Source organism: Mesorhizobium kamtschaticum (assembly GCF_056174585.1).
On record NZ_CM149691.1, the window covers coordinates 45,767 to 68,095 of the forward strand.

Below are 22,329 nucleotides of genomic sequence, written 5' to 3' on the forward strand. Positions count from 1 at the left end.
GGGCCTGACCTCGGTGCCTCCTTAACCAGTCGTCCGATACGCGTACGAGACAGGTTCCCTTTTTCCGGAGATCGATTATCCTCCCGATATCCGCTAGGCATCGCGATCAGCGAGCGACCTGCGGCTGGGGGAGCCCATGAGCAGGAACGTGACATCGTCCGTCTCGCTACCATCCGTCAGAACCTCCAGCCTTTTGTCCTTTCCAACCGTATCGGCAGTGTGCGTCTGCACAGCCGCATTGCTGCTGGCTGGCTGCCAGAAGCAGGAAGCGGCCGACAAGAAACTGCCGGTCATGGTGCGCACCGAAACGGTGGCGATGGCCGACTATGCGCCGCGAACCTCGCTGACCGGGGTGATCGCGGCGCGCACGCTGAACAATCTGTCGTTCCGTGTCGGCGGCCGGGTGGCCGAGCGGCTTGTCGATGTCGGCCAGCATGTCGACCAGGGCGCGGTGCTTGCGCGCATCGATCCGCAGGAGCAGCAATCCGATTTGCGATCGGCACAGGCCGATCTTGACGCTGCGCAGGCCCAGTTGACCCAGTCCGCCGCCGCCTTCGAACGGCAGAAGACGCTGCTTGCCCAGGGCTTCACCACCAGGCGCGACTATGACGCCGCCGACCAGGCGCTGAAGGTGGCGCAAGGCAGTGTCGACGCCGCGCAGAGCGCATTCGCCAATGCCCAGCAAAACCTGTCCTTCACCGAGCTCAAGGCCGGCGCCCCCGGCGTCATCACCGCCCGCCAGGTCGAAGCCGGACAGGTGGTGCAGGCCGCGCAAACCGTCTTCACCGTCGCCGAGGACGGCGACCGCGACGCGGTGTTCAACGTCCAGGAGACGCTGGTCGCCAAGACGCCGCCCTCGCCGGCGGTGACGATCACGCTGTTGTCCGACCCGCAGGTCCGGGCAAAAGGCACGGTGCGCGAAATCGCGCCGGCGGTCGACCAGGCCTCCGGTTCGATCCGGGTCAAGATCGGCATTCCCGATACACCGGCCGGCATGCCGCTGGGGGCGGCCGTCATCGGCTCGGTCAGCGCCAAGCCGGCGAAGGCGATCCTGTTGCCCTGGCAGGCGCTGACGTCCAGCGCCGGCAAAACGGCGGTCTGGATCGTCGATCCGTCGACCAAGGCGGTGGCGACGACGCCGGTCGAGGTGCTGGCCTACGATTCGGGCACGGTCGTCATCGCCGGCGGGCTGAACGAGGGCCAAAGCGTCGTGACCGCAGGCGGACAATTGCTCAGTCCCGGGCAGACGGTCGAGATATCGGGGGCGGGGCAATGAACCGGCTGTCGCGCATGCTGCTTGGCCTGTTCGCGCTTGGCGCGCTCGCCGCCTGCTCGAAATCGGATGAAACGCCGCCGGAGGTCATCCGGCCGGTGCTGTCGGTGGTCATCGAGCCGCGCACCACGCAGATCTATGGCTTTGCCGGCTCGGTCGAGCCGCAGGTCAGCGCCGACCTCGCCTTCCGCCTGCTCGGCCGGGTTGTCTCTCGCGACGTCAAGGTCGGCGACATCGTCAGCAAGGGCACGACGATCGCCGCACTAGACCCGACCGCGCTGGAGCTGGCCGTCCAGGCGGCCAATGCCGAACTCTCCAATGCCGAGGCACAGTTCGCCAATGCCGCCGCGAGCGAGGAGCGGCAGCGCCAGCTGCTTGCCTCCGCCAACACCACGCAGGCCGTCTTCGATACCGCCCAGCAGGCGCGCAAAGCAGCAGAAGCGAGTGTCGAGCGGGCCAAGGCCGCGCTTGCCAAATCGCAGGAGCAGCTTGGCTATGCCAGGCTGTTCTCGGACTTCGACGGTGTCGTCACCGCTGTCGGCGCCGAGGTCGGGCAGACCGTCTCGGCCGGCCAGACGGTCGTCACCGTGGCGCGCTCCGATCTGCGCGAAGCGGTGGTCGATATTCCCGACCAGCTAACCGGCGATCTCACCGCCGGCACGCCGTTCCAGGTCATCCTGCAATCGCTGCCGACGATCCAGACCGAGGCCAAGCTGCGCGAGATCGCGCCACAAGCCGAGGGCTCGACGCGCACGCGGCGCGTCAAGCTGACACTCACCGATCCGCCGCAGGCCTTCCGGCTCGGCTCGACGGTGACGGCGACCCGCGTGACCAAGGTGGCGCCGACGATCGAACTACCCATCTCGGCGCTGCTCGAAAAGAACGGTGCGGACAAGGTGTGGATCGTCGACCCACAAACCTCGAGCGTGAGCGCGAAAGAGATCAAGGTGGCCGCCAAGGGTGCCGCAACCTTCACCGTCACCGAGGGGCTGGAGGCCGGCATGCGCGTCGTCACCGCGGGCGTCCACAGCCTGAGCGAAGGCCAGAAGGTCAAAGTGCCGGAAGGCGGCGTCTGATGAAGGGTTTCAATCTCTCCGACTGGGCGCTCAGCCACCGCTCCATGGTCTGGTATTTCATGCTGGTCTTCGTGGTGGCCGGCATCTTCTCCTACCTCAATCTCGGCCGTGAGGAAGACCCCAACTTCACCATCAAGACGATGATCATCCAGGCCAACTGGCCGGGCGCGTCGGTCAAGGAGACATTGCAACAGGTTACCGATCGCATCGAGAAGAAGCTCGAGGAGCTCGACAGTCTCGACTACACCAAATCCGTCACCACCGCCGGCCAGACCGTCATCTTCGTCAACCTGAAGGACACCACCAAGGCGCGCGATGTCGTGCCGAACTGGATTCAGGTGCGCAACATGGTCAACGACATCAAGACGCAGTTTCCGCAAGGCGTGCAGGGACCGTTCTTCAATGACCGCTTCGGCGATGTCTACGGCAACATCTACGCCTTCACATCGGACGGGCTGACGCCGCGCCAATTGCGCGACTATGTCGAGGATGTCCGCACCAAGATCCTGACCGTGCCGAATGCCGGCAAGGTCGATCTCGTCGGCGCGCAGGACGAAGCCATCTATCTCGAATTCTCGACCCGCCAGATCGCCGCCCTTGGCCTCAACCAGCAAGCGATCGTGGCAAGCCTGCAGGCGCAGAACGCGATCACACCGTCCGGTGTCATCCAGTCCGGACCGGAGCGAATCAGTGTGCGCGTCGGCGGCCAGTTCACCTCCGAGGACAGCCTTCGCGCCATCAATCTGCGCGTCAACGATCGCTTCTTCCGGCTGAGCGACGTGGCGACGATCACGCGCGGCTATGTCGATCCGCCGACGGCGCTGTTTCGCTTCAACGGCCAGGATGCGATCGGGCTGGCCATCGGCATGAAGCCCAACGCCAATCTGCTCGAATTTGGCGCGGCGCTGGAAAAGGAAATGAAAGAGGTGCTGAGCGACCTACCGGTCGGCGTCGGAGTGCATCTGGTCGCCGACCAACCTGTCATCGTCGAGGAAGCGGTTTCGGGCTTCACCCGGGCGCTGGCCGAGGCGGTCGCCATCGTGCTCGCGGTGTCCTTCATCAGCCTCGGCATGCGCGCCGGCTTCGTCGTGGCGCTGTCGATCCCGCTGGTTCTGGCCATCACCTTCACGGTCATGGCCTATCTCGGCATCTCGCTGCAGCGCATTTCGCTCGGCGCGCTGATCATCGCGCTCGGCCTGCTGGTTGACGACGCGATGATCGCGGTCGAGATGATGGTGGCGCGGCTGGAGGTCGGCGACAATCTGCGCAAGGCGGCGACCTATGTCTACACATCGACCGCCTTTCCGATGCTGACCGGCACGCTGGTGACGGTCGCCGGCTTCATTCCGATCGGCCTCAACTCGAGCGCTGCCGGCGAATACACCTTCACCCTGTTTGTCGTCATCGCCGTGTCGCTGCTGGTGTCGTGGATCGTAGCGGTGCTGTTTGCGCCGCTGCTCGGCGTCACCATCCTGCCGGCGACGATGAAGGCAAAGCATCACGACCAGCCCGGCCGCTTCACCGCGCTATTCCGGCGCGTGCTTGTCGGCTCGGTGCGCCATCACTGGCTGACCATCATCGTCACGGTTTTGTTGTTTGCCGGCTCGATCGCCGGCTTCGGCCTGGTGCAACAGCAGTTCTTCCCACCGTCCGACCGGCCGGAGCTGATCGTCGACTGGAACCTGCCACAGAATTCCTCGATCGCCGACACGCGCGACCAGATGGAGCGGTTCGAGCAGCGGGCGCTGGTCGGCAATCCCGACATCGACCATTTCTCGTCCTATATCGGCCAGGGCGCGGTGCGCTTCGTGCTGGCCTATGACGTGCAGCCGGCCAACCCCTATTTCGGTCAGACGGTCATCGTCACCAAGAGCATCGAGGCCCGCAACAAGGTGAAGCCGGCTTTGGAAAAGCTGCTGCGCGCGGAATTCGTTGGCACCGACGCTTTCGTCAAGCCGCTGGAGCTCGGGCCGCCGGTCGGCCGCCCGGTGCAGTACCGCGTCGGCGGACCCGATATCCAAAAGGTGCGCGAGCTGGCGCAGCAATTCGCCGGCGTCATCTCCGCCAACCCAAAGCTTGCCGCACCGACCTTCGACTGGAACGAGCCGCAGCGCGTGTTGAGGGTCGACGTGCTGCAGGACAAGGCGCGCCAGCTCGGCATCACCTCATCCGACATCGCCAGCGCGCTCAACAGCACGGTCGGCGGCGCCACCATCACGCAAGTGCGCGACGCCACCTATCTGATCAATGTCGTGGCGCGCTCACGCGAGGCCGAGCGCGGTTCGATCGGCACGCTGCAGAACATGCAGTTGCCGACCAGCACCGGCGAGGCCATTCCGCTCGCGGCCGTCGCCAACTTCCGCTACGACCTCGAGCAGCCGACGGTGTGGCGGCGTGACCGCATTCCGACGATCACCGTGCGCGCCGGCCTGGTCGGCGACGTACTGCCGGCCACGGTCGTCAACGAGCTGAAGCCATCGGTCGGTGCCTTCATCGCCAAGCTGCCGCCGGGCTATTCGGTCGAGACCGCCGGCTCGGTCGAGGAAAGCGGCAAAAGCCAGGGACCGATCGCCGCCGTGGTGCCGTTGATGCTGTTCGTCATGGCGACCATCCTGATGGTGCAGTTGCAAAGCTTCCAGCGCCTGTTCCTGGTGGTGGCGGTGGCGCCGCTCGGGCTGATCGGCGTGGTGGCGGCCCTGGTGCCGAGCGGCGCACCGCTCGGCTTCGTCGCCATCCTCGGCGTGCTGGCGCTGATCGGCATCCTGATCCGCAACTCGGTCATCCTGATCGTCCAGATCGAGGACCTTGTCAGGGAGGGCAAGGACCGCTGGGCGGCCGTCATCGAGGCGACAGAACACCGCATGCGGCCGATCGCGTTGACCGCGGCCGCCGCCAGCCTGGCGCTGATCCCGATCGCCCGCGAAGTGTTCTGGGGGCCAATGGCCTATGCCATGATGGGAGGCATCATCGCGGGTACAGCGATCACGCTGCTGTTCCTGCCGGCGCTTTATGTGACGTGGTTCCGGATCAAGGAGCCGAAGGCGGCGGCGGAGAGCGACTGCAGCGCCGGGCAGGGCGAACCGCTCGAGGGGCACGTGTAATTTGGACCACTTAGACTACGCGTGCTGCCAGTTCTTGAAGACGAATTCGAGACTGTAGCCATCAGGATCGATCACGTTGCCCGCATAATATCGCGGATCATAATAGGACCGGATGCCGGGAGGGCCGTTGTCGGTAGCTCCCATTGACAGAGCAGCGGCGTAAGCTGCATCGACCTGCTCGCGCGAATCCGCGACGAAGCCGACATGAATAGCCCTGCCTTCGACCACGCCCTCGCGAAGCCAGAAGAAGAGGCGGTTCTTCGCGCCAAACCCTTTCAGGTCCGGGTGACCGGGAGGGCCGTCCTTCCCATCATAGTCCAGCCGTTGCGTTATCCCGAGGGGGCGCCAGCGCCTTCTCATAGAAGGCAATCGAACGGTCAATATCGCTGACCGAGAGAAAGATATGATCGAGCATGACGCTTCCTCCAAATGATTTTGGTCGCCGCGGATCACTCGTTGTCGTTGGAGGGTACAGGGCGTGATTTGGCGCGTTGCCAAGGCGACGATTTTGAGCTGCGCCAGGCGTGCCAGCCTTCCGGCAAGTCGGCCAAGGCCGAAATGCTTTCATCCCGCTTCACAACGTTTTGCAAGCTGATGATCATTATGTCGCCTTCGCCGACAGGTCCAGTTTCGCTGTTGTGAAATTGCCAGCTACCGTCGTCATCGTCATGTGAGACGTATGCGATCCAATCGCCTCGGGTAACTATGCCCCGATCTACAAACACCGCGACATTGGGTGGATCTGCAAACTTCCATTCCTCCATGGGAATTCCCTGAACCAGTTGGTTATGTGGGCTGCCAGAAGGTTTCACGCGGTTCTCACAAACCCCTCGCTGGCCCTGAGCAGGTTGCGCGTATAATCCTCTGTCACGCGGTGCGCGACAAGTTGGGCCGCCGTGAGGTTCTCGACCGCCTCGCCGCTTTGCATCACCATCAGGCGCTCGCACATGTGGGTGATGATGGCGAGGTCGTGGCTGACCATCAGGAAGGTCAGCTTGCGCCGCCGGCGGACCTCTTCCAGCAGGTTGAGCACTTCGGCCTGCACCGAGGCATCGAGCGCCGAGGTCGGCTCGTCGAGCAGCAGGATCGATGGTTCGAGGATCAACGCGCGGGCAATGGCGACCCGCTGGCGCTGACCACCCGACAATTGGTGCGAGTAGCGGAAGCGAAAGCCGTTGCCGAGGCCAACCTCGTCAAGCGCCTGCTGGATGCGCTTTTCGCCGTCGGCAAAGCCATGGATGGCCAGCGGTTCCTGCAGCAGACGGTCGACGGTCTGGCGCGGGTGCAGCGAGCCGTACGGGTCCTGGAAGACCATCTGCACCTCGCGGTAAAAGGCCTTGTCGCGGCGCGCGCCAAGCTTCTTGCCATTGACGGTGATGCTGCCCGAGGCGACGGGCGCGAGGCCGGCGATCGCCCTGAGCAGCGTCGATTTGCCGGAGCCGGATTCGCCGACCAGGCCGAAGGATTCGCCTGACCTGACTTCGAGGCTGACGCCTTTCAGCGCGCGAAAGCGGTCGTAGATCACTTCCAGCCCGTCGACGGTGATCGCAGCTGTCATGCCGCCCACTCCGGCTTGCGGTCGAGCACCGGCAGCGGATGGCGTTCGAAGCCGATCCTAGGCATGCAGTTGAGCAGGCCGCGCGTGTAGGGGTGCTGGGCCTGGCCGAGTTCGGAGGCCTTGAGCTGCTCGACCACCTTGCCGGCATACATGACGATGACGCGATCGCAGAAGGATGAGACCAGGCGCAGATCGTGCGAGATGAAGATCAGCCCCATGCCGCGCTGGCTGACCAGCCGGTCGAGAATGCCGAGCACGTCGAGCTGCACCGTGACGTCGAGCGCCGAGGTCGGTTCGTCGGCGATCATCATCTCCGGCCCGGCGATCAGCATCATGGCGATCATGGCGCGCTGACCCATGCCGCCGGAGACTTCGTGCGGATGCAGGTCGTAGACGCGCTTGGGATCGCGGATCTGCACCGCCTCCAGCATGGCCAGCGCGCGCTCGCGTGCCTCCGCCTTGGAGACTCTTTCATGCGTGCGTAGCGTTTCGACGATCTGGCGGCCGATGCTCATCACCGGGTCGAGCGAGTATTTCGGATCCTGCAGGATCATGGCGATGCGGTTGCCCCGCAGCGCCCGGCGCTCACGTGGCGAAGCGCTGAGCAGGTCGATGCCGTCGAAGGCCAGTTTGTTGGCCGATATCCTGGCCTGCGGTGGCGTCAGACCCATGATGGCGCGGCCGGTCTGCGACTTGCCCGAGCCGGACTCGCCGACGATGCCGAGCCGTTCGCGGCCGAGCGAAAAGGAGACGCCGCGCACCGCTTCGATCAGCCCGGTGCGGGTCGGGAAGGTGACCCGCAGATCGTCAACGTCGAGAAGTGTCTTCGTCTCCCTGCTCATTGGTCGCCGCTCCGGGGATCAAGCGCGTCGCGCAGGCCGTCGCCAAGCAGGTTGAAGCCGAGGCTGACGATCAGGATGGCGAAGCCCGGCGCGCCGGCGACCCACCACTGGTCGAGCACAAAGCGGCGGCCCGACGCGATCATGGTGCCCCATTCGGGCAGCGGCGGCTGCGCGCCGAGGCCGAGGAAACCAAGGCCGGCGGCGGTCAGGATGATGCCGGCCATGTCGAGCGTCACCCTGACGATCAGCGAGGAGATGCAGAGCGGCATGATGTGGCGCAGCACGATGCGGAAGGGCGAGGCGCCCATCAATTGCACGGCCTTGATGTAATCGGAATTGCGCACCGTCAGCGTTTCAGCGCGCGCGATGCGGGCGTAAGGCGGCCAGGAGGTGATGGCGATGGCGAGCACGGCGTTCTCGATGCCCGGACCGAGAGCGGCGACGAACGCCAGCGCCAGGATCAGCTTGGGGAAGGCGAGGAAGATGTCGGTGATGCGCATCAGGATGGCATCGGTCCAGCCGCCGGCATAGCCGGCGACGGTGCCGACCAGCAGGCCGATGGGTGCGGCGATGATGGCGACCAGGATGACCACGTAGAGCGTCCAGCGCGAGCCGTAGAGGATGCGCGACAGGATATCGCGGCCGAGATCGTCGGTGCCGAACCAGTGTTCGGCGCTCGGCGCCAGCAGCCGTGAATTCTGAGATCGCCGAATGTCGGCGAATAGGGTGCCAGCACGCCGGCAAGGGCGGCGATGACCAGCAGGGCGATGATGATCAGCAGGCCGAGAAAGGCCAGCCGGTTGGCGGAGAAACGCCGCCACGCGACATAGGCGCGGCCAAGCCTCGCCTGCATGCGCGAGGCCGGCCGCTCACTGAGCAGCCAATCGCGACGGCTCTGGATCGCTTCGGCGCTCATGCGGATTTCGTCCTTGGATCGAGCACGCGGTAAAGCAGGTCGGACAGGAGATTGATGCCGATGAACACCGAGCCGATGACGATGGTGCCGCCGAGCACGGCGTTCATGTCGGCGTTCTGCAGCGAGTTGGTGATGTAGAGGCCGATGCCCGGCCAGGAGAAGACGGTCTCGGTCAGCACGGAACCTTCGAGCAGCCCAGCATAGGAAAGCGCGATCACCGTGACCATCGGCACCGCGGCATTGCGCAGCGCGTGGCCCCAGATGATGCGGGTTTCCGACAGGCCCTTGGCGCGCGCCGCGACGATGTATTCCTGCGTCAGTTCGTTGAGCATGAACGAGCGCGTCATGCGGCTGATATAGGCGAGCGAAAAATAGCCGAGCAGCGAGGCCGGCAGGATGATGTGCCGGAAGGCGTCGTAAAAGACATCCCACTGACCCTGCATCGCCGAATCGAGAAGGTAGAAGCCGGTGATCGGCGTGAAGGTGTATTCGTAGACGACGTCGAGCCGGGCCGGGAAGGCCACCCATTGCAGCTTGGCGTAGAACAGCACCAAGCCCAGCAGGCCGAGCCAGAAGATGGGTACCGAGTAACCGATCAGGCCAATGACACGCACGACCTGGTCGATGAGGCTGCCGCGCTTGACCGCGGCCAGCACGCCGAGCGGTACGCCAAACAGCGCGCCGATCAGTGTCCCAGCGTCGCCAGTTCCGTCGTTGCCGGAAGCGCGCGGCGGATGTCGCTCATGACCGGATTGGTGGTCAGCACCGAGGTGCCGAAATCACCGTTCAGGGCATTTTTCACATAGATGTAGAACTGCTCGATCAGCGGCAGGTCGAGACCCATCTCGCGGCGCGTGCGTTCGACGACATTGAGAGGCGCGCGATCACCGAGCACCGCCAGCACCGGATCGATCGGGATGACCCGGCCAATGAAGAAGGTGACCGCGAGCAGACCAAGATAGGTCGTGACCGCGATGACCAGGAAGCGGCCGATCGCCGATGCAAGGGCGACGGCGCGGGCGCTGCCGCGCCCGCTCTCGTTTTCAACCGCGCTCATGCGGCGCGTCCGACCGCATTATTCCTTGGAGACCGACCCGACGAAATTGGTGTCGAAGCTCGGGCCGAGCACGAGGCCCTTGAGGTTCTTGCGCAGGCCAACCACTTCCAACTGCTGGTGAATGATGACGAAGGGGCTGGTGTCGAGGATCTTCTTCTGCAGATCCTTGTACATGTCGGCGCGTTTGCCGGAATCCTTCTCCAGCAGAGCCGCTTCCGTTTCCTTGGTCAGGTCCGGAATGTCCCAGCTGTTGCGCCAGGCGAGCGTGTGCGACTTGCCGGCATCCGAATTATCGGGGTTCGACGCAAAGGTCTGGGCGTTGGAGTTCGGATCGAAATAATCCTGGCCCCAATTGCCGATATAGATGTCGTGATTGCGGGCGCGGTATTTGGTCAGCGTCTGCTTGCCGTCGCCAGGAATGATCTCCAGCTTGATGCCGGCCTGTCCCAGCGTCTGCTGGATCGATTCCGCCATGCCTGTCGTCGGCTGTCCCGTTCGCACGTCCATGGTGACGCTGAAGCCGTCGGGCAGGCCGGCCTTGGCGAGCAGTTCCTTGGCCTTGGCGACGTCGAGCTTGAACGGGTTGTCGTCCACGGTGCCCAGGTCGCCCTTGGGCAGGAAGGACTGGTGGATTTCACCGATGCCCTTGAGGATGGTCGTGCTCAGCGCATCGTAGTCGACCAGATATTTGAAGGCTTGCCGGACCTCGGGCTTGGCCAGGTTCGGGTTCTTCTGGTTGAGGCTGATGTAATAGACCGTGCCCTTCGGCGCACTGGTGGTGGTGAGGTCGGCGTTCTTGGCAATGGCGTCGAGATCGTTCGGCTCGAGGTTGCGGGCAACGTCGATGTCGCCTGCTTCGAGCGCCAGGCGCTGGCCCGAGCTTTCCTTCATGTTGCGGTAGATGACGCGGGCGAGCTTGGCCTTCTCGCCATAATAATTGTCGTTGCGCTCCATGACGACGGCTTCGTTGGCGCGCCATTCGCGCAGCTTGTAAACGCCGGAGCCGGCATAGCCGGTCTTCAGCCAGGCATTGCCGAAATCATTGTCCCATTTGTAGTCGGCGCTCGGCGTTACCGCCGCGACGTGTTCCTTGACCAGCTTGGCGTCGACCACCGAGGCGACCGTTGCCGAAAGGCAGTTCAGCACGAAGCTCGGCGCATAGGCCTTGTCGACGGTGAACTGGAAGGTGGCGTCGTCGACGGCCTTGGCCTTTTCGGCGACGTTGTCGCCGCTGATGCCGAACTGACCGATGATGAAGGCCGGGCTCTTGTCCAGCTTGACGGCGCGCTCGAACGAATAGGCGACATCGGCGGCGGTGATCGGGTTGCCCGAGGCGAATTTGAGGCCCGGCTTGAGCTTGAATGTATAGGTCAGGCCGTCGTCAGAAACGGTCCAGCTCGCGGCGAGATCCGGCTTGACCTTGGAGGTGTCACTGAGGTCGAGGCGGACAAGCAGATCATAGGTGTTGCCGGTGACTTCGGCGGTCGACAGCTCGAACGCCTCGCCCGGATCCATGGAGATGATGTCGTCGATCGCGAAGCCTTCGACCAGCGTGTCAGCGGGCGTGACCGCACCGGCCGGCGCTCCGGCCAGAAGCAGCGCGGACATGGCGGCACCCGCAAGCAGGATGCGGGAGCGTAGAGCAAACTTTTCCATCATCATGGTGATTGTTCCCTGTTTTGTTGTTTGTTGACCTGAGTTCCCGGCTCAGGGTTGCGGAATTCTTTTCGGGCCTGAAGACGGCCCTCCGACCTCTTACCGTCGTGGTTTTTGTCCAGTTGGTCAACACCATATCCGGCAGCCTCATGGCCGGCAACGAGCATTTATACGACAGCCCATTGGACCAGAATGGCGGGCAGCACGTCGACGCACAGGCCGGCCAATCGAGGTCGTGGAAAGGGAAAAATCTGCTAATTTCGGCGCTATTTCAGCGCGGCGATCAGGCCGGCGTCCGGAAAACAGGTCGCGGCCTGGCCGTCCTTGGCCTGCCATTTGCCGATCGAGCGGCGGGTCTTGAAGCCGGGCAAGCCGTCGGCGCTGCCGACATCATAGCCCTTGGCTTCCAGCGCCCGTTGCAGGGCGGCAATGTCGGAGCGGTGGAGATCGCCGACCGGCCCCCAGCTGCCGGAAAAATTCTGATCGCCATGCGCAATGCGGTCAGCACCATGGCCGATGAACAGCGCGTAGAGGTCGCTGGTGTTGTATTCCTTCAGCACGTAGAAATTCGGGGTGGCGATGAAAGCTGGACCACTGCGGCCGGCCGGCATCAGCAGGAAGCCCTCTGCCTTCAGTTCGCTCGCCGGAAATGCTTTTCCGCCGACGCGCTTGATACCCATCGCCGCCCACTCAGATATTTTCTTGCCTTGATCGGGGCCTTCCAGCGAGCAGGAGACGCTGTCGGGCACGGTCACCTCGAACCCCCAGCCGCGGCCCCGCACCCAGCCATAGTGGACGAGATAATTGGCGATCGAGGCGAGCACGTCAGGCGTCGAGTTCCAGATGTCGACGCGGCCGTCGCCGTCGAAATCCACGGCATGCTTGAGGAAGGAGGTCGGCATGAATTGCGGCTGGCCGAGCGCACCGGCCCAGGACGATTTCATCGCGCCGACCGGCGCCAGTCCGCGTTGGACGATTTCCAGCGCGGCAAGCAGCTCAGTGCGGAAGAAATCCTTCTTGGTCGACATGAACGCCTTGGTGCCGAGAACCTCGAAGGCATCGTAGGGCATCTTCGCCGCACCGAAGCCGGTCTCGCGGCCCCAGATCGCCAGAACGATCTCGCCGGGCACACCATAGCGTTTTTCGATTGCGGCCAGCGTCCTTGCATTGGTGGCTTCGCGTGCGCGTCCGCCTGATGTCACCGCACGAACCGTCTTCTCGGCGAAATAGGCGCCGGGCGAGCCGAACTCGGCCTGATGCTGCTTCTGCGGCGTTTTCGGCTTCTCGCCGGGCATGACAAGGTCGGGCAGTTTCAGGTTGGGTTTAATGCCGTCGAAGGCGGCATCGAAAGTCTGTTTGGAGATGCCATTCGCCTTGGCTTGCGGCCAGAGGTCGTTCTGCAGCCAGGCGCGGAACTGGTCGTCGATCTTGGCGGCGGAGGCGGGGGCGATGAGGACGACGGCGAGAACGACTGCAAAAAAGGAAAGCAGTGCCAATCTGAGAGGACGCGCAACAGTCATGATCCGCACCCTCTCCGCCAATCTTGTCAAAACGCCGTCCGCGCGCGCAGCGCCGCGGCCAGCGTGCCCTCGTCGAGATAGTCGAGCTCACCGCCGACCGGCACGCCGTGCGCCAGCCTTGTCACCTTGATGTCGAAGCCGGACAGCTGGTCGGTGAGATAATGCGCGGTCGTCTGGCCTTCGACCGTGGCGTTGACGGCGATGATGATCTCCTTGACTTCGCCGCCGGCGACGCGGTCGATCAGCGAGCGGATGTTGAGCTGGTCGGGGCCAATGCCGTCGAGCGGCGACAGCGTGCCGCCGAGCACATGGTAGCGCACGTTCATCGCCGCCGCCCGCTCCAGCGCCCAGAGATCCGAGACGTCCTCGACGACGATAAGGGTGGCAGCGTCGCGGCGCGGGTCGGTGCAGATCATGCAGGGGTCGGATGTATCGACATTGCCGCAGGTCGTGCAGATGCGCACCTTGTCGGCCGCCTCGCCCATGGCGGCGGCGAGCGGCGACAGCAGCTGCTCCTTCTTCTTGATCAGATGAAGGGCGGCGCGCCTGGCCGAACGGGGCCCAAGCCCCGGCACTTTGGCCAGGAGCTGGATCAGGCGTTCGATCTCGGGACCGGCGATTCGCTTGGACATCGCCCTGATCTAGGATTTTTCAGAGCGCTTTGGAACAGTTCCCGTCCAGCACGATCCATCATGCTGCCATGCGAAGCTTGGCGATACAGGTCAGTTGGCTTCGAGCGGCCGCCCCTGGCTGACGATCATCGCGCCAATGGCGTCGGTGTTCTCAGGCGTCGACTGGAAGCCCATCGCCGCCTCTTGCGGCTCACCCTGAACCGAGGAGATAACCTTTGTGTTCAAGGTCCCGCCGAAACGGGCGGCATCCGGTTCTTCCATCGGCTCCTGCATGGCGACCATCGTCTGCTTCGTTGTAACACGCGCCGACTTTGCCGTCGGCGCCGCGGCTGCGGTCACATAGGTCTGCTGGGCAGGAGCGATTTTGGTCTTGGGCTGACGGGCCGGTTCCACAGAGGCGGTCATAAAGACCTGTTGCGCCGGAGCGGTGCGGGAGGTTTTGGCCGGACGCGCCGGCTCCGCCGAGGCAACCATCGTCACCGGCGCGGCCGGCTTGACCATTTCGGGCGCCGCCGAGGCAACCATTGGCTCGTCGGGCAGCGGCTGCCAGTTGCGGCCGCGCTTTTCGTAGAAGGCATTGCCGCCGGCGACCATGGTGTAGTGCATGTTCTTGTAGGGGAAATGCAGGCCGGCAGTGTGGAAATACATGGTGTTCTTCAGCTTGGCCTTGCGCTCACCCTTGAGTACGGCGTCGGCCGCTTCCTCGACATCGGGCATTGCGCGCGAATTCATCGGCCTGGTCATGACGCCCGGCGCGAACTGCCCGGGTTCACCCACCACGTCACAGATGGTGCTGCCGTGGTTGCCGGAGCGCAAGCGGTTCATCACCACCGTGCCGACGGCGATCATGCCGTCGCGGCTCGAGCGGTTGGATTCGAAGAACATCGCCCTTTCCAGGCATTCCCTGTCCTTCGGCGTGTGGCTGAAGGGCCGGCTCAGGAAACTCGGCGTGATGGCATCGGTCAGGCTTGCAACGGACATGCCATGCGAAGTGGTCTGGCTGCAGGCGGCCAGGAACAGGGGAGACGTGATGACGCCGAGCAACAGCGGCGCCTTCCATCGCGTAACAATCAACAGGTTACCCTCTCACTTCGATGCCCGCCCCCAGGCTGCGGCAAGAATGAGACACTTTCAGGCAAAATGATGGCCAAAACGTTATTAACCAGGCACTGTTGCCTAAAAGGCACAATTTCGAGGCTTTCCAGATAGATCGAGCCGTCATTTCACAAAGGCGATGACCGCTCTTTCTTGGTTTCGCCGCAATTGCTTGAGGGAAAACCGCGTCCTGTTTTTTCGGGAATCGCTACCGCCCGGCCGCAATCACGGCCGGCTGACCAGGCTCGAGCTCTTCGACCTTCTCCGAAAACAGGCCGCGCCTGAGGAACAAGGCCCGCGCGTCCCGGGCCGTCGGCGCGATCTTTCCCGGCCAGTCGCTGTCGATGAATTCAGCCTTGGTGAAATCGGGATTTGTTTCGGAGGCCGCCTCGAGGAATTCGGCGATTTCCAGCACGACCGCGCGCTCCTCCTTCGAAAGCGCCGATGTGCCGGCCTCGATCGACGGGCGGTGCACGAAGTCCTCGAACAGGTAGAAATAGCCCTTGATGCCGACAATATCGACGCCGGCATCGCAATCGGCGAGGATTTCCAGAATCTCGTAGATCCTGTTGCGAATACGCTGCTCGATCAGTCTTTCGGACGGCTCTTCGGTCATGGGCGCATCGCCGCTGAGTTCAACTTTCATGCATGCCGTTCACCCAAAACCACTGCACGGCTTTGGGCGACATGCATCAGAAAGGCAGTTTCATTCCCGGCGGGATCGGCAGGCCGGCGGTCAGCGCATTGGTCTTTTCCTGCATGATCTGCTCGACCTTGACCTTGGCGTCATTGTGGGCGGCGAGGATCAAATCCTCAAGGATCTCGACATCGTCCTCCTTGAACAGAGACGGGTCGATCTTCAGCGACTTCATCTCGAACTTTCCGGTCAAGGTGACGTTGACCAAGCCGCCACCAGCCTGGCCGGATGCTTCCAGCGTGGCGATCTCGTCCTGCATGGCCTGGAATTTGGCCTGCATTTCCTTCGCCTTGCCCATCAGGCCGAGAAGATCTTTCATGGTCCGATCCTTGGTTCTTGGTTTGTCAGGGTTCTTGGTTTGTCAGGTCTCGTCGTCATCCGCCGGCGGCTCGACCGGCACTTCCGCCTCGGCCGTTTCCGCCTCCGGCGCGTCGGGGATGCGCACGTCGATGATCTTGGCACCGGGAAAGCGCGCCAGGAAGGCGGCAACCGTCGGATCGCTCTTGGCATCGAGGAAAGCGTTTTCGCGCTTGGTCGATTCCATTTCGGCCAGCGTCTGGCCGCCCTCTTCCTTCGACAGCGACACCAGCCAGTTGCGGCCGGTCCAGGCGCGGAGTTTCGTCGTCAGATCGTTGAGCAGCAGCTTCGGCGCATCGTCGGTCAAGCTGACGTCGATGCGGCCGGGCTCGAAGCGCACGGGACGGATGCAGCGCTTGACCAGCACCTTGAAGGCGATGTCGCGCTGAGCGTCGGCAAGCGCAACGATATCGGCCAGCGACCTGACCGGCACCTGCTGCGGCTCGGACACCGGCGCGGGCGGCGCGACGAAGGCGACCGGCGCCGGCGTGGCCTCGACCAGCCGCATGGTCTGCGCGCCACCGGACCCGGATGGCATGCGCGTCTGCGCCACCGCACTGGCACCACCGCCATTGCCGTTGCCGGAACCCGCAGGCGCGCCATTCGGGCGCGATGCGCCATTTTGTGCTGGTCCGGCGCCCTCAAGCGACCGCAACGCTTCATCCAGCGTCGGCAGGTCGGCGGCATGCGCCAGCCGGATCAGCACCATTTCGGCGGCGCTGACCGGCCGGTTGGAGGACTGCACCTCGGGAATGCCCTTGAGCAGCATCTGCCAGGTTCGCGACAGCACCCTGACCGACAGCGCCCTGGCGAAATCGGCGCCGCGCTCGCGCTCGTCCTGCGACAGCGATGCATCGTCCATGGCGGTCGGCACGAAACGCAGTCGGGTAACGAGATGGTTGAACTCGGCAAGATCGGTCAGCACGGCGGCCGGATCGGCGCCGGTGTCGTATTGCGTGCGGAATTCGGCGAGTGCTGCCGCCACATCGCCCTTCATCACATGTTCGAACAGGTCGACGATGCGGGCGCGGTCGGCCAGGCCCAGCATGGCCCGCACCGCCTCGGCGCTGACGGAGCCGGCGCCGTGCGCAATCGCCTGGTCGAGGATGGAGAGCGAATCGCGGGCGGAGCCTTCCGCCGCGCGCGCAATCATCGCCAGCGCGTCGTCGTCGACCGAAATGCCTTCCTGGCCGGCGATCGACGAGAGATGCGCGACCAGTGCGCCGGCATCGATGCGTCTGAGATCAAAACGCTGGCAGCGCGACAGGACGGTGATCGGAACCTTGCGGATTTCAGTGGTGGCGAAGATGAATTTCACGTGCGGAGGCGGCTCCTCCAGCGTTTTCAGCAGGCCGTTGAAGGCCTGCGTTGACAGCATGTGCACTTCGTCGATGATGTAGACTTTGTAGCGGGCCGAGACCGGCGCGTAGCGCACGCGCTCTATGATGTCCCTGATATCGTCGATGCCGGTGTGCGAAGCGGCGTCCATCTCGATGACGTCGACATGGCGGCCTTCCATGATCGCCTGGCAATGCTCGCCGAGCACGGCAAGGTCGACCGAGGGCTGGTCAACTGTCGCGGTCTTGTAGTTCAGTGCCCGTGCCAGGATGCGCGCCGTGGTCGTCTTGCCGACACCGCGAACGCCGGTCAGCATCCAGGCCTGGGCGATGCGGCCGGTGGCAAAGGCATTGGTGAGGGTGCGCACCATCGGCTCCTGGCCGACCAGCTCGGAAAAATTCGACGGACGGTATTTGCGCGCCAGCACGCGGTAGGCAGCGGCCTTTCCATTCTCCAGGCCTTTTGGCCCCGAATTTCCGGCTTCGCTCATTCGCCCGTTAAGCTCCAAAAGGCCGCGCCCAAAGGCGCCGATTCCTGCGCATAGTCTCGCCCGCGCTGCAATGCGTCGTCAATGTCGCGAGGAGGGCCGATGAGGTGGGAGGCTGGAACAATGACCCGTTCCGGGCTCGTTAGGGCTGCTTCCTTCCGGACCTGACCCGGTTGGCGAGTGGATCGTCCACCACCAACCTCCCGCTGTCCATATCGGCAATTGCGCGATGAAATGCAAGTGCGCAGGCGATTTGCTGCACCAAACCGTGAGAGCAACAATGATTCGCTTGCAGCCCCCGTGCCACCGCTCTAGCGTTCATGAGTTCGAAGAAAGCAAGAAAAGCAAGGGAAACGCCGATGCTGCCGGGCCTGAAGGCCGGATTCACGCTGGATGCCCGGCTGGAGGCGGACAGCGAGCAGTTGATGTGGCTTGGGCTGTGCGAATTGCGCGTGATGAACGATCGCCGCTGGCCATGGCTGCTCCTGGTGCCGCAGCGGCCGGGCGCGGAAGAAATCCACGACATGACGCCGCTCGACCAGGCGATGCTGACCTTCGAGACCAATATGGTGGCGCAGGCGCTGAAGAAAGTCAGCGGTTGCACCAAGATCAACACCGGCGCGCTCGGCAACATCGTGCGCCAATTGCATATCCATATCATTGCACGGTCCGAAGGCGATCCCGGCTGGCCCGGCCCGGTATGGGGGCACGGCCTGCGCGAGCCCTACCAACGTTCCGACCTGCGCCGGTTTGCCGAAACGATAAGGGCGGCGCTATAAGCCTTCCCCAGTATCCATCCTAAAAACATGTTCATCCCCAGACATGTCCATCCCAGAGCATCAGAGTCCGCATGAGCTTCCGCCTGTTTGACGCGCCTTTGCGCGAGCCGAGCCAGTTCGTCGGCTTTGCCGGCAACACGATCGACCGGCAATCCGAGAACCGCGCCGACGATTCGGTCGAGAAGGCGCTGGCCGATCCGACGACGCGGCTGCTGTTGATGAATCGCGGCCGGCTTCACCTGAAGCTCGACGGGGGTGGCGGCCTCGACCCCTGGTTCAGCGCCGCCGAGAGCGAGCCCTTCAAGCCTTCCTTCGCCCAAGGTGTCCTGCTCGGCTTTTCCGAACAGGGGCCGGTGCTGGCGGTGCCGGTCGGAATCGACGCCGAACAGCTGCCCGAGACCGTCAAGGCGATCGACTACCGGTCGGTCTACATGCAAGGGCTGATCGACGAGGCGGCCGCCGGCGCGATGGCGCAAGGGGCCGCCTTGCTCGCCTGGCATGCAAGCCACCGCTTCTGCAGCAAATGCGGCACCGAATCGCAGATGCGGGCCGGCGGCTACAAGCGGCATTGCCCGAATTGCGGTACCGAGCATTTCCCGCGCACCGACCCGGTGGCGATCATGCTGACGGCGACGCGGGAAAAATGCCTGCTCGGGCGTGGCCGGCATTTCGCGCCGGGCATGTATTCCGCACTTGCCGGCTTCATCGAGCCGGGCGAGACGATCGAGGCGGCGGTGCGCCGCGAAACGCTGGAGGAGGCCGGCATCCGGCTCGGCCGCGTCGTCTATCATGCCAGCCAGCCCTGGCCGTTCCCCTATTCGCTAATGATCGGCTGCTTCGGCGAGCCGCTCAAAGAAGACATCCAGGCCGATCTCAACGAACTGGAAGACTGCCGCTGGTTTGGCCGCGACGAGGTGCGCCTGATGCTGGCGCGGGAGCATCCCGACAATCTGGTCACGCCGCCGAAAGGGGCGATCGCACATCACCTCATCCGCGCCTGGGTCGACAGCGAATAGCCAATACCGAAAGTCATTGCAGGAGAGACAAATGATCCGTCACACCGTCGTCTTCACGCTGAAGCATGCACCGCACTCGCTCGACGAAAAGCGGTTCCTCGTCGATGCCAAGAAAATCCTCACCGCGATCAAGGGCGTCACGCATTTCGAGCAATTGCGGCAGATCAGCCCCAAGAACGACTATCAGTTCGGCTTCTCGATGGAGTTCGCCGACCAGGCCGCCTACACCAGGTACAACGACCATCCCGACCACGTCGCCTTCGTGCGTGACCGCTGGGTGCCGGAGGTCGAGAAATTTCTCGAGATCGACTACGTGCCGCTGGGCTCGGTGGTTTAGAGCATGATCCCGAAAAGTGGAAACCGGTTTTCGGAAGAGATCATGCTCAATAGGAGCTAGTCCGCGACTTTCCACTGCTCGCGCGACTCGCTGGCCGGATAGACACCCAAAATCCGCACCTCGCGGGAGAAGAAGCGCAGCTCGTCCAGCGCCAGCTTGACCAGAGGATCGTCGGGATGGCCCTCGATGTCGGCGTAGAACAGCGTCGCCGTGAAGGCGCCGAGCTGGTAGCTCTCCAGCTTGGTCATGTTGATACCGTTGGTGGCGAAGCCGCCCATCGCTTTGTAGAGCGCGGCCGGCACGTTGCGGACGCGGAAGATGAAGGTCGTCATCATCTTGACGTCGGCTGAGGCGCGTTCGGCCCATTGCTTGCTCTTGGTCAGGACGACGAAACGGGTGACGTTGGAATCGGTGTCCTCGACATTCTCCTCGATGATGTCGAGCCCATAGAGCGTCGCGGCCAGCGCCGGCGACAGCGCCGCCATGGTGCGGTCCTTGACCTCGGAGACCATCTTGGCGGCACCCGCCGTGTCGCCGGCGACGACCGCCTTCCAGCCGTTCTTGCGGATGTATTTGCGGCACTGGCCAAGCGCATGGATATGGCTGTGCACGGTCTTGATCTCATCGCGCCTGACGCCGGGCAGCACCATCAATTGGAAATGGATCGGCAGGAAATACTCGCCGACAATGTGGAGCTTCGATTCCGGCAGCAGATGATGGATGTCGGCGACGCGCCCGGCGATGGTGTTCTCGATCGGGATCATGGCGAGGTCGGCCTTGTTGGTCTCGACCGCGTTGAAGGCATCCTCGAAGGTCGGGCACGGCAACGGCTCCATCGACGGGAACATGTTGCGGCTGGCGGTGTCGGAATTGGCGCCCGGCTCGCCCTGGAAGGATATTCTGTTGGTCTTTTCAGGCATGGCCGGGTCTCGATTCAAGGGGTCGAAGGGGTTTCTCAGTTTGAAAGGATGGTTCGGGCGCGCTCAAGGTCTTCCGGCGTGTCGACGCCAAGCGGCAGCGACTGGACGATCTCGGCGTCGATGCGCATGCCGGCTTCCAGCGCCCGCAACTGCTCCAGCCGCTCGCGGCGCTCGAGCGGCGACGGCTTCAGCGCGACGAAGCGTTCGAGGGCCGAGCGGCGATAGGCATAGAGGCCAACATGGTGATAGAGCGGCCCCTCGCCCCAAGGTGCCGTGGCGCGGGTGAAATAGAGCGCCCTTAGCCGTGTGCCGGAGAGCGGCGAACCGACGATCTTGACGACGTTCGGATTGGCCTTTTCCTCCTCGCGGACGATCTCGACGCCGAGCGTGGCGATATCCACGGCTGCGTCCTCGAACGGCCTGAGCGAGGCGGCGATGATGCCGGGATCGATGGTCGGCAGGTCGCCCTGCACATTGACGATCGTTTCGACCTTGCGCCCGGGATCGAGCGCCAGCAGCGCCTCGTGGATGCGATCCGAACCCGACTCGTGATCAACGCGCGTCATCACCGCCTCGAACCCATGCGCGCGCACCGCTTCGGCGACGCTTTGCGTGTCGGTCGCCACCACCACGCGGCCGAGGCCGGCTTCGGCCGCGCGGCGCGCGACATGAACGATCATCGGCGCGCCTGATATGTCGGCCAGCGGCTTGCCCGGCAGGCGGGTGGAGGCCATGCGGGCCGGGATCAGGATCAGAGTGGACATCGCTATGGCAAGGCGTTCGAAAAGAGGACAAGGAAAAGTGGCAAAAGGTCTCACTGGCAGCGCCCTTATAGGTGTTGCAACGCCGCAGCAAAAGACCTAGTTTCCGCCCGATTTGACCGGCTCTGGAGGGCAGGTCTCGATACCGACGGACGGAGTGGACGGTTCGGTCCGCCGGAAAAGGGAGCAAGGGGCGAATGGATTCCAACGAAGTCAACAAACTGCTCGCCGGATTGCTCGGAACCGTTTTCGTCGTTTTCTCGGTCGGCCTGGTGTCGGACGCGCTGTTTGCCTCGCCGGCTCCTGAAAAGCCCGGCTTCGCCATTGAGGTCACTGAGCCCGCTGAAGGCGGCCCGGCCGCACCCGCCGCCGAAGCCAAGCCGATCGCCGATCTGCTGCAGACCGCCAATGTCGAGGCGGGCGCTGCCGTGTTCAAGAAATGCCAGGCCTGCCATTCCGGCGAAAAGGGCGGCCCCAACAAGGTCGGCCCCGATTTGTGGGACCTCGTCGACCGCCCGGTCGCCGAGCATGAAGGCTTCGCCTATTCGGCCGGCATGAAGGAATTCTCCAAGGGCGGCACCGAGAAGTGGACCTACGACAACATCAACCACTTCATCACCTCGCCGAAGAAGTTCGTGAAGGGCACGGCCATGGGCTTCGCCGGCCTGCCCAAGGACGAGGACCGCGCCAACGTCATCGCCTATCTGCGCACGCTGTCGGACAATCCCAAGCCGCTGCCGGCACCGGGTGCCGCCGCCGACGCCAGCGCGCCCGCCAAGCCGGCCGATGCAGCCGCCCCGGCCAAGCCCGCTGACGGCGCCGCACCGGCCAAGCCTGCCGCACCGGCAGCACCAGCTCCAGCGGCTCCGGCCAAATAACCAGATATCATCGCGACGACCTTGAAAAAGCCG

General features: G+C 63.8%; 20 protein-coding genes, 1 other RNA gene and 2 pseudogenes. 7 read left to right on the forward strand and 16 right to left on the reverse strand.

Annotated elements, in window-relative coordinates; genetic code table 11:
• Positions 1 to 136: 136 nt before the first annotated feature.
• From AC0V7N_RS00225 to AC0V7N_RS00235, 3 genes are read left to right on the forward strand one after another with little or no spacing between them, the layout of a single operon-like run.
• Positions 137 to 1,276 (forward strand): efflux RND transporter periplasmic adaptor subunit, encoded by a 1,140-nt coding sequence (locus AC0V7N_RS00225; RefSeq protein WP_475453686.1) that lies wholly within the window; start codon positions 137 to 139, stop codon positions 1,274 to 1,276.
• Positions 1,273 to 2,349: an efflux RND transporter periplasmic adaptor subunit gene (locus AC0V7N_RS00230; RefSeq protein ID WP_475453688.1), complete on the forward strand. Its 1,077-nt coding sequence runs from the start codon at positions 1,273 to 1,275 to the stop codon at positions 2,347 to 2,349. Before AC0V7N_RS00225 ends, AC0V7N_RS00230 begins: the two co-directional genes overlap by 4 nt.
• Complete coding sequence (locus AC0V7N_RS00235) at positions 2,349 to 5,450, forward strand: efflux RND transporter permease subunit (RefSeq protein ID WP_475453690.1); 3,102 nt, start codon at positions 2,349 to 2,351, stop codon at positions 5,448 to 5,450. The genes AC0V7N_RS00230 and AC0V7N_RS00235 overlap by 1 nt, the downstream gene beginning before the upstream one ends.
• Before the next feature lie 15 nt (positions 5,451 to 5,465).
• Here the strand turns inward: AC0V7N_RS00235 and AC0V7N_RS00240 are convergent, their stop codons facing one another.
• From AC0V7N_RS00240 to ffs, 14 genes and pseudogenes are all read right to left on the reverse strand, one after another.
• Complete coding sequence (locus tag AC0V7N_RS00240; RefSeq protein WP_475453692.1) at positions 5,466 to 5,810, reverse strand: VOC family protein; 345 nt, start codon at positions 5,808 to 5,810, stop codon at positions 5,466 to 5,468.
• An 89-nt stretch (positions 5,811 to 5,899) separates the two neighbouring features.
• Entirely contained in the window at positions 5,900 to 6,214 is a 315-nt protein-coding gene (locus AC0V7N_RS00245; RefSeq protein WP_475453694.1) for a hypothetical protein, read from the reverse strand.
• A gap of 44 nt (positions 6,215 to 6,258) precedes the next feature.
• Complete coding sequence (locus AC0V7N_RS00250; RefSeq protein ID WP_475453696.1) at positions 6,259 to 7,008, reverse strand: ABC transporter ATP-binding protein; 750 nt, start codon at positions 7,006 to 7,008, stop codon at positions 6,259 to 6,261.
• Positions 7,005 to 7,850: an ABC transporter ATP-binding protein gene (locus AC0V7N_RS00255; RefSeq protein WP_475453698.1), complete on the reverse strand. Its 846-nt coding sequence runs from the start codon at positions 7,848 to 7,850 to the stop codon at positions 7,005 to 7,007. Before AC0V7N_RS00255 ends, AC0V7N_RS00250 begins: the two co-directional genes overlap by 4 nt.
• Positions 7,847 to 8,766 (reverse strand): annotated as a pseudogene (nikC, locus tag AC0V7N_RS00260) (nickel transporter permease). Before nikC ends, AC0V7N_RS00255 begins: the two are co-directional and overlap by 4 nt.
• Positions 8,763 to 9,823 (reverse strand): annotated as a pseudogene (locus AC0V7N_RS00265) (ABC transporter permease). Before AC0V7N_RS00265 ends, nikC begins: the two co-directional pseudogenes overlap by 4 nt.
• An 18-nt stretch (positions 9,824 to 9,841) precedes the next feature.
• The gene (locus tag AC0V7N_RS00270; RefSeq protein WP_475453702.1) at positions 9,842 to 11,485 is read right to left on the reverse strand and encodes an ABC transporter substrate-binding protein; all 1,644 of its coding nucleotides are present in this window, start codon (positions 11,483 to 11,485) and stop codon (positions 9,842 to 9,844) included.
• A 260-nt stretch (positions 11,486 to 11,745) separates the two neighbouring features.
• Positions 11,746 to 12,999: a lytic murein transglycosylase gene (locus AC0V7N_RS00275; RefSeq protein ID WP_475453704.1), complete on the reverse strand. Its 1,254-nt coding sequence runs from the start codon at positions 12,997 to 12,999 to the stop codon at positions 11,746 to 11,748.
• 26 nt (positions 13,000 to 13,025) lie between these two features.
• Positions 13,026 to 13,631, reverse strand: a complete 606-nt coding sequence (recR, locus tag AC0V7N_RS00280; RefSeq protein ID WP_475453706.1) for a recombination mediator RecR — start codon at positions 13,629 to 13,631, stop codon at positions 13,026 to 13,028.
• Positions 13,632 to 13,721: 90 nt separating this feature from the next.
• The gene (locus AC0V7N_RS00285; protein WP_475453708.1) at positions 13,722 to 14,705 is read right to left on the reverse strand and encodes a cell wall hydrolase; all 984 of its coding nucleotides are present in this window, start codon (positions 14,703 to 14,705) and stop codon (positions 13,722 to 13,724) included.
• A 229-nt stretch (positions 14,706 to 14,934) separates the two neighbouring features.
• The gene (locus tag AC0V7N_RS00290) at positions 14,935 to 15,342 is read right to left on the reverse strand and encodes a hypothetical protein (protein ID WP_475460679.1); all 408 of its coding nucleotides are present in this window, start codon (positions 15,340 to 15,342) and stop codon (positions 14,935 to 14,937) included.
• A 76-nt stretch (positions 15,343 to 15,418) separates the two neighbouring features.
• Complete coding sequence (locus AC0V7N_RS00295) at positions 15,419 to 15,742, reverse strand: YbaB/EbfC family nucleoid-associated protein (protein ID WP_475453710.1); 324 nt, start codon at positions 15,740 to 15,742, stop codon at positions 15,419 to 15,421.
• 42 nt (positions 15,743 to 15,784) lie between these two features.
• The gene (locus AC0V7N_RS00300) at positions 15,785 to 17,608 is read right to left on the reverse strand and encodes a DNA polymerase III subunit gamma/tau (protein ID WP_475453712.1); all 1,824 of its coding nucleotides are present in this window, start codon (positions 17,606 to 17,608) and stop codon (positions 15,785 to 15,787) included.
• Positions 17,609 to 17,712: 104 nt separating this feature from the next.
• Positions 17,713 to 17,809: signal recognition particle sRNA small type (ffs, locus tag AC0V7N_RS00305), an RNA gene on the reverse strand.
• 155 nt (positions 17,810 to 17,964) lie between these two features.
• Between ffs and AC0V7N_RS00310 the strand changes: the two genes are divergently transcribed.
• The 3 genes from AC0V7N_RS00310 (at position 17,965) to AC0V7N_RS00320 (ending at position 19,737) form a co-directional block, all read left to right on the forward strand.
• A complete protein-coding gene (locus AC0V7N_RS00310; protein ID WP_027052531.1) occupies positions 17,965 to 18,384 on the forward strand; it encodes an HIT domain-containing protein in 420 nt (139 codons plus the stop codon).
• A gap of 71 nt (positions 18,385 to 18,455) precedes the next feature.
• Positions 18,456 to 19,400, forward strand: a complete 945-nt coding sequence (nudC, locus tag AC0V7N_RS00315) for an NAD(+) diphosphatase (RefSeq protein WP_496627637.1) — start codon at positions 18,456 to 18,458, stop codon at positions 19,398 to 19,400.
• A 31-nt stretch (positions 19,401 to 19,431) separates the two neighbouring features.
• Positions 19,432 to 19,737: a Dabb family protein gene (locus AC0V7N_RS00320; RefSeq protein WP_475453716.1), complete on the forward strand. Its 306-nt coding sequence runs from the start codon at positions 19,432 to 19,434 to the stop codon at positions 19,735 to 19,737.
• A gap of 56 nt (positions 19,738 to 19,793) precedes the next feature.
• Here AC0V7N_RS00320 and AC0V7N_RS00325 read toward each other — a convergent pair whose 3' ends face one another.
• Together AC0V7N_RS00325 and AC0V7N_RS00330 are read right to left on the reverse strand one after the other, a co-directional pair.
• The gene (locus AC0V7N_RS00325) at positions 19,794 to 20,657 is read right to left on the reverse strand and encodes a prephenate dehydratase (RefSeq protein WP_475453718.1); all 864 of its coding nucleotides are present in this window, start codon (positions 20,655 to 20,657) and stop codon (positions 19,794 to 19,796) included.
• Positions 20,658 to 20,692: 35 nt separating this feature from the next.
• Positions 20,693 to 21,421 carry a 3-deoxy-manno-octulosonate cytidylyltransferase gene (locus AC0V7N_RS00330; RefSeq protein WP_475453720.1) on the reverse strand — a complete coding sequence of 243 codons (729 nt, stop codon included), beginning with the start codon at positions 21,419 to 21,421 and terminating at the stop codon, positions 20,693 to 20,695.
• 194 nt (positions 21,422 to 21,615) lie between these two features.
• On the opposite strand from AC0V7N_RS00330, the gene AC0V7N_RS00335 reads away from it, so the two are divergent.
• Positions 21,616 to 22,296 carry a c-type cytochrome gene (locus AC0V7N_RS00335; RefSeq protein WP_095198421.1) on the forward strand — a complete coding sequence of 227 codons (681 nt, stop codon included), beginning with the start codon at positions 21,616 to 21,618 and terminating at the stop codon, positions 22,294 to 22,296.
• Positions 22,297 to 22,329: the final 33 nt, after the last annotated feature.

Coding starts and splice junctions, on each gene's coding strand:
- AC0V7N_RS00225 (WP_475453686.1), top strand. CDS start 137: ATGAGCAGGAACGTGACATCGTCCGTCTCGCTACCATCCGTCAGAACC.
- AC0V7N_RS00230 (WP_475453688.1), top strand. CDS start 1,273: ATGAACCGGCTGTCGCGCATGCTGCTTGGCCTGTTCGCGCTTGGCGCG.
- AC0V7N_RS00235 (WP_475453690.1), top strand. CDS start 2,349: ATGAAGGGTTTCAATCTCTCCGACTGGGCGCTCAGCCACCGCTCCATG.
- AC0V7N_RS00240 (WP_475453692.1), bottom strand. CDS start 5,810: ATGAGAAGGCGCTGGCGCCCCCTCGGGATAACGCAACGGCTGGACTAT.
- AC0V7N_RS00245 (WP_475453694.1), bottom strand. CDS start 6,214: ATGGAGGAATGGAAGTTTGCAGATCCACCCAATGTCGCGGTGTTTGTA.
- AC0V7N_RS00250 (WP_475453696.1), bottom strand. CDS start 7,008: ATGACAGCTGCGATCACCGTCGACGGGCTGGAAGTGATCTACGACCGC.
- AC0V7N_RS00255 (WP_475453698.1), bottom strand. CDS start 7,850: ATGAGCAGGGAGACGAAGACACTTCTCGACGTTGACGATCTGCGGGTC.
- AC0V7N_RS00270 (WP_475453702.1), bottom strand. CDS start 11,485: ATGATGATGGAAAAGTTTGCTCTACGCTCCCGCATCCTGCTTGCGGGT.
- AC0V7N_RS00275 (WP_475453704.1), bottom strand. CDS start 12,999: ATGACTGTTGCGCGTCCTCTCAGATTGGCACTGCTTTCCTTTTTTGCA.
- recR (WP_475453706.1), bottom strand. CDS start 13,631: ATGTCCAAGCGAATCGCCGGTCCCGAGATCGAACGCCTGATCCAGCTC.
- AC0V7N_RS00290 (WP_475460679.1), bottom strand. CDS start 15,342: ATGACCGAAGAGCCGTCCGAAAGACTGATCGAGCAGCGTATTCGCAAC.
- AC0V7N_RS00295 (WP_475453710.1), bottom strand. CDS start 15,742: ATGAAAGATCTTCTCGGCCTGATGGGCAAGGCGAAGGAAATGCAGGCC.
- AC0V7N_RS00300 (WP_475453712.1), bottom strand. CDS start 17,608: ATGAGCGAAGCCGGAAATTCGGGGCCAAAAGGCCTGGAGAATGGAAAG.
- AC0V7N_RS00310 (WP_027052531.1), top strand. CDS start 17,965: ATGCTGCCGGGCCTGAAGGCCGGATTCACGCTGGATGCCCGGCTGGAG.
- nudC (WP_496627637.1), top strand. CDS start 18,456: ATGAGCTTCCGCCTGTTTGACGCGCCTTTGCGCGAGCCGAGCCAGTTC.
- AC0V7N_RS00320 (WP_475453716.1), top strand. CDS start 19,432: ATGATCCGTCACACCGTCGTCTTCACGCTGAAGCATGCACCGCACTCG.
- AC0V7N_RS00325 (WP_475453718.1), bottom strand. CDS start 20,657: ATGCCTGAAAAGACCAACAGAATATCCTTCCAGGGCGAGCCGGGCGCC.
- AC0V7N_RS00330 (WP_475453720.1), bottom strand. CDS start 21,421: ATGTCCACTCTGATCCTGATCCCGGCCCGCATGGCCTCCACCCGCCTG.
- AC0V7N_RS00335 (WP_095198421.1), top strand. CDS start 21,616: ATGGATTCCAACGAAGTCAACAAACTGCTCGCCGGATTGCTCGGAACC.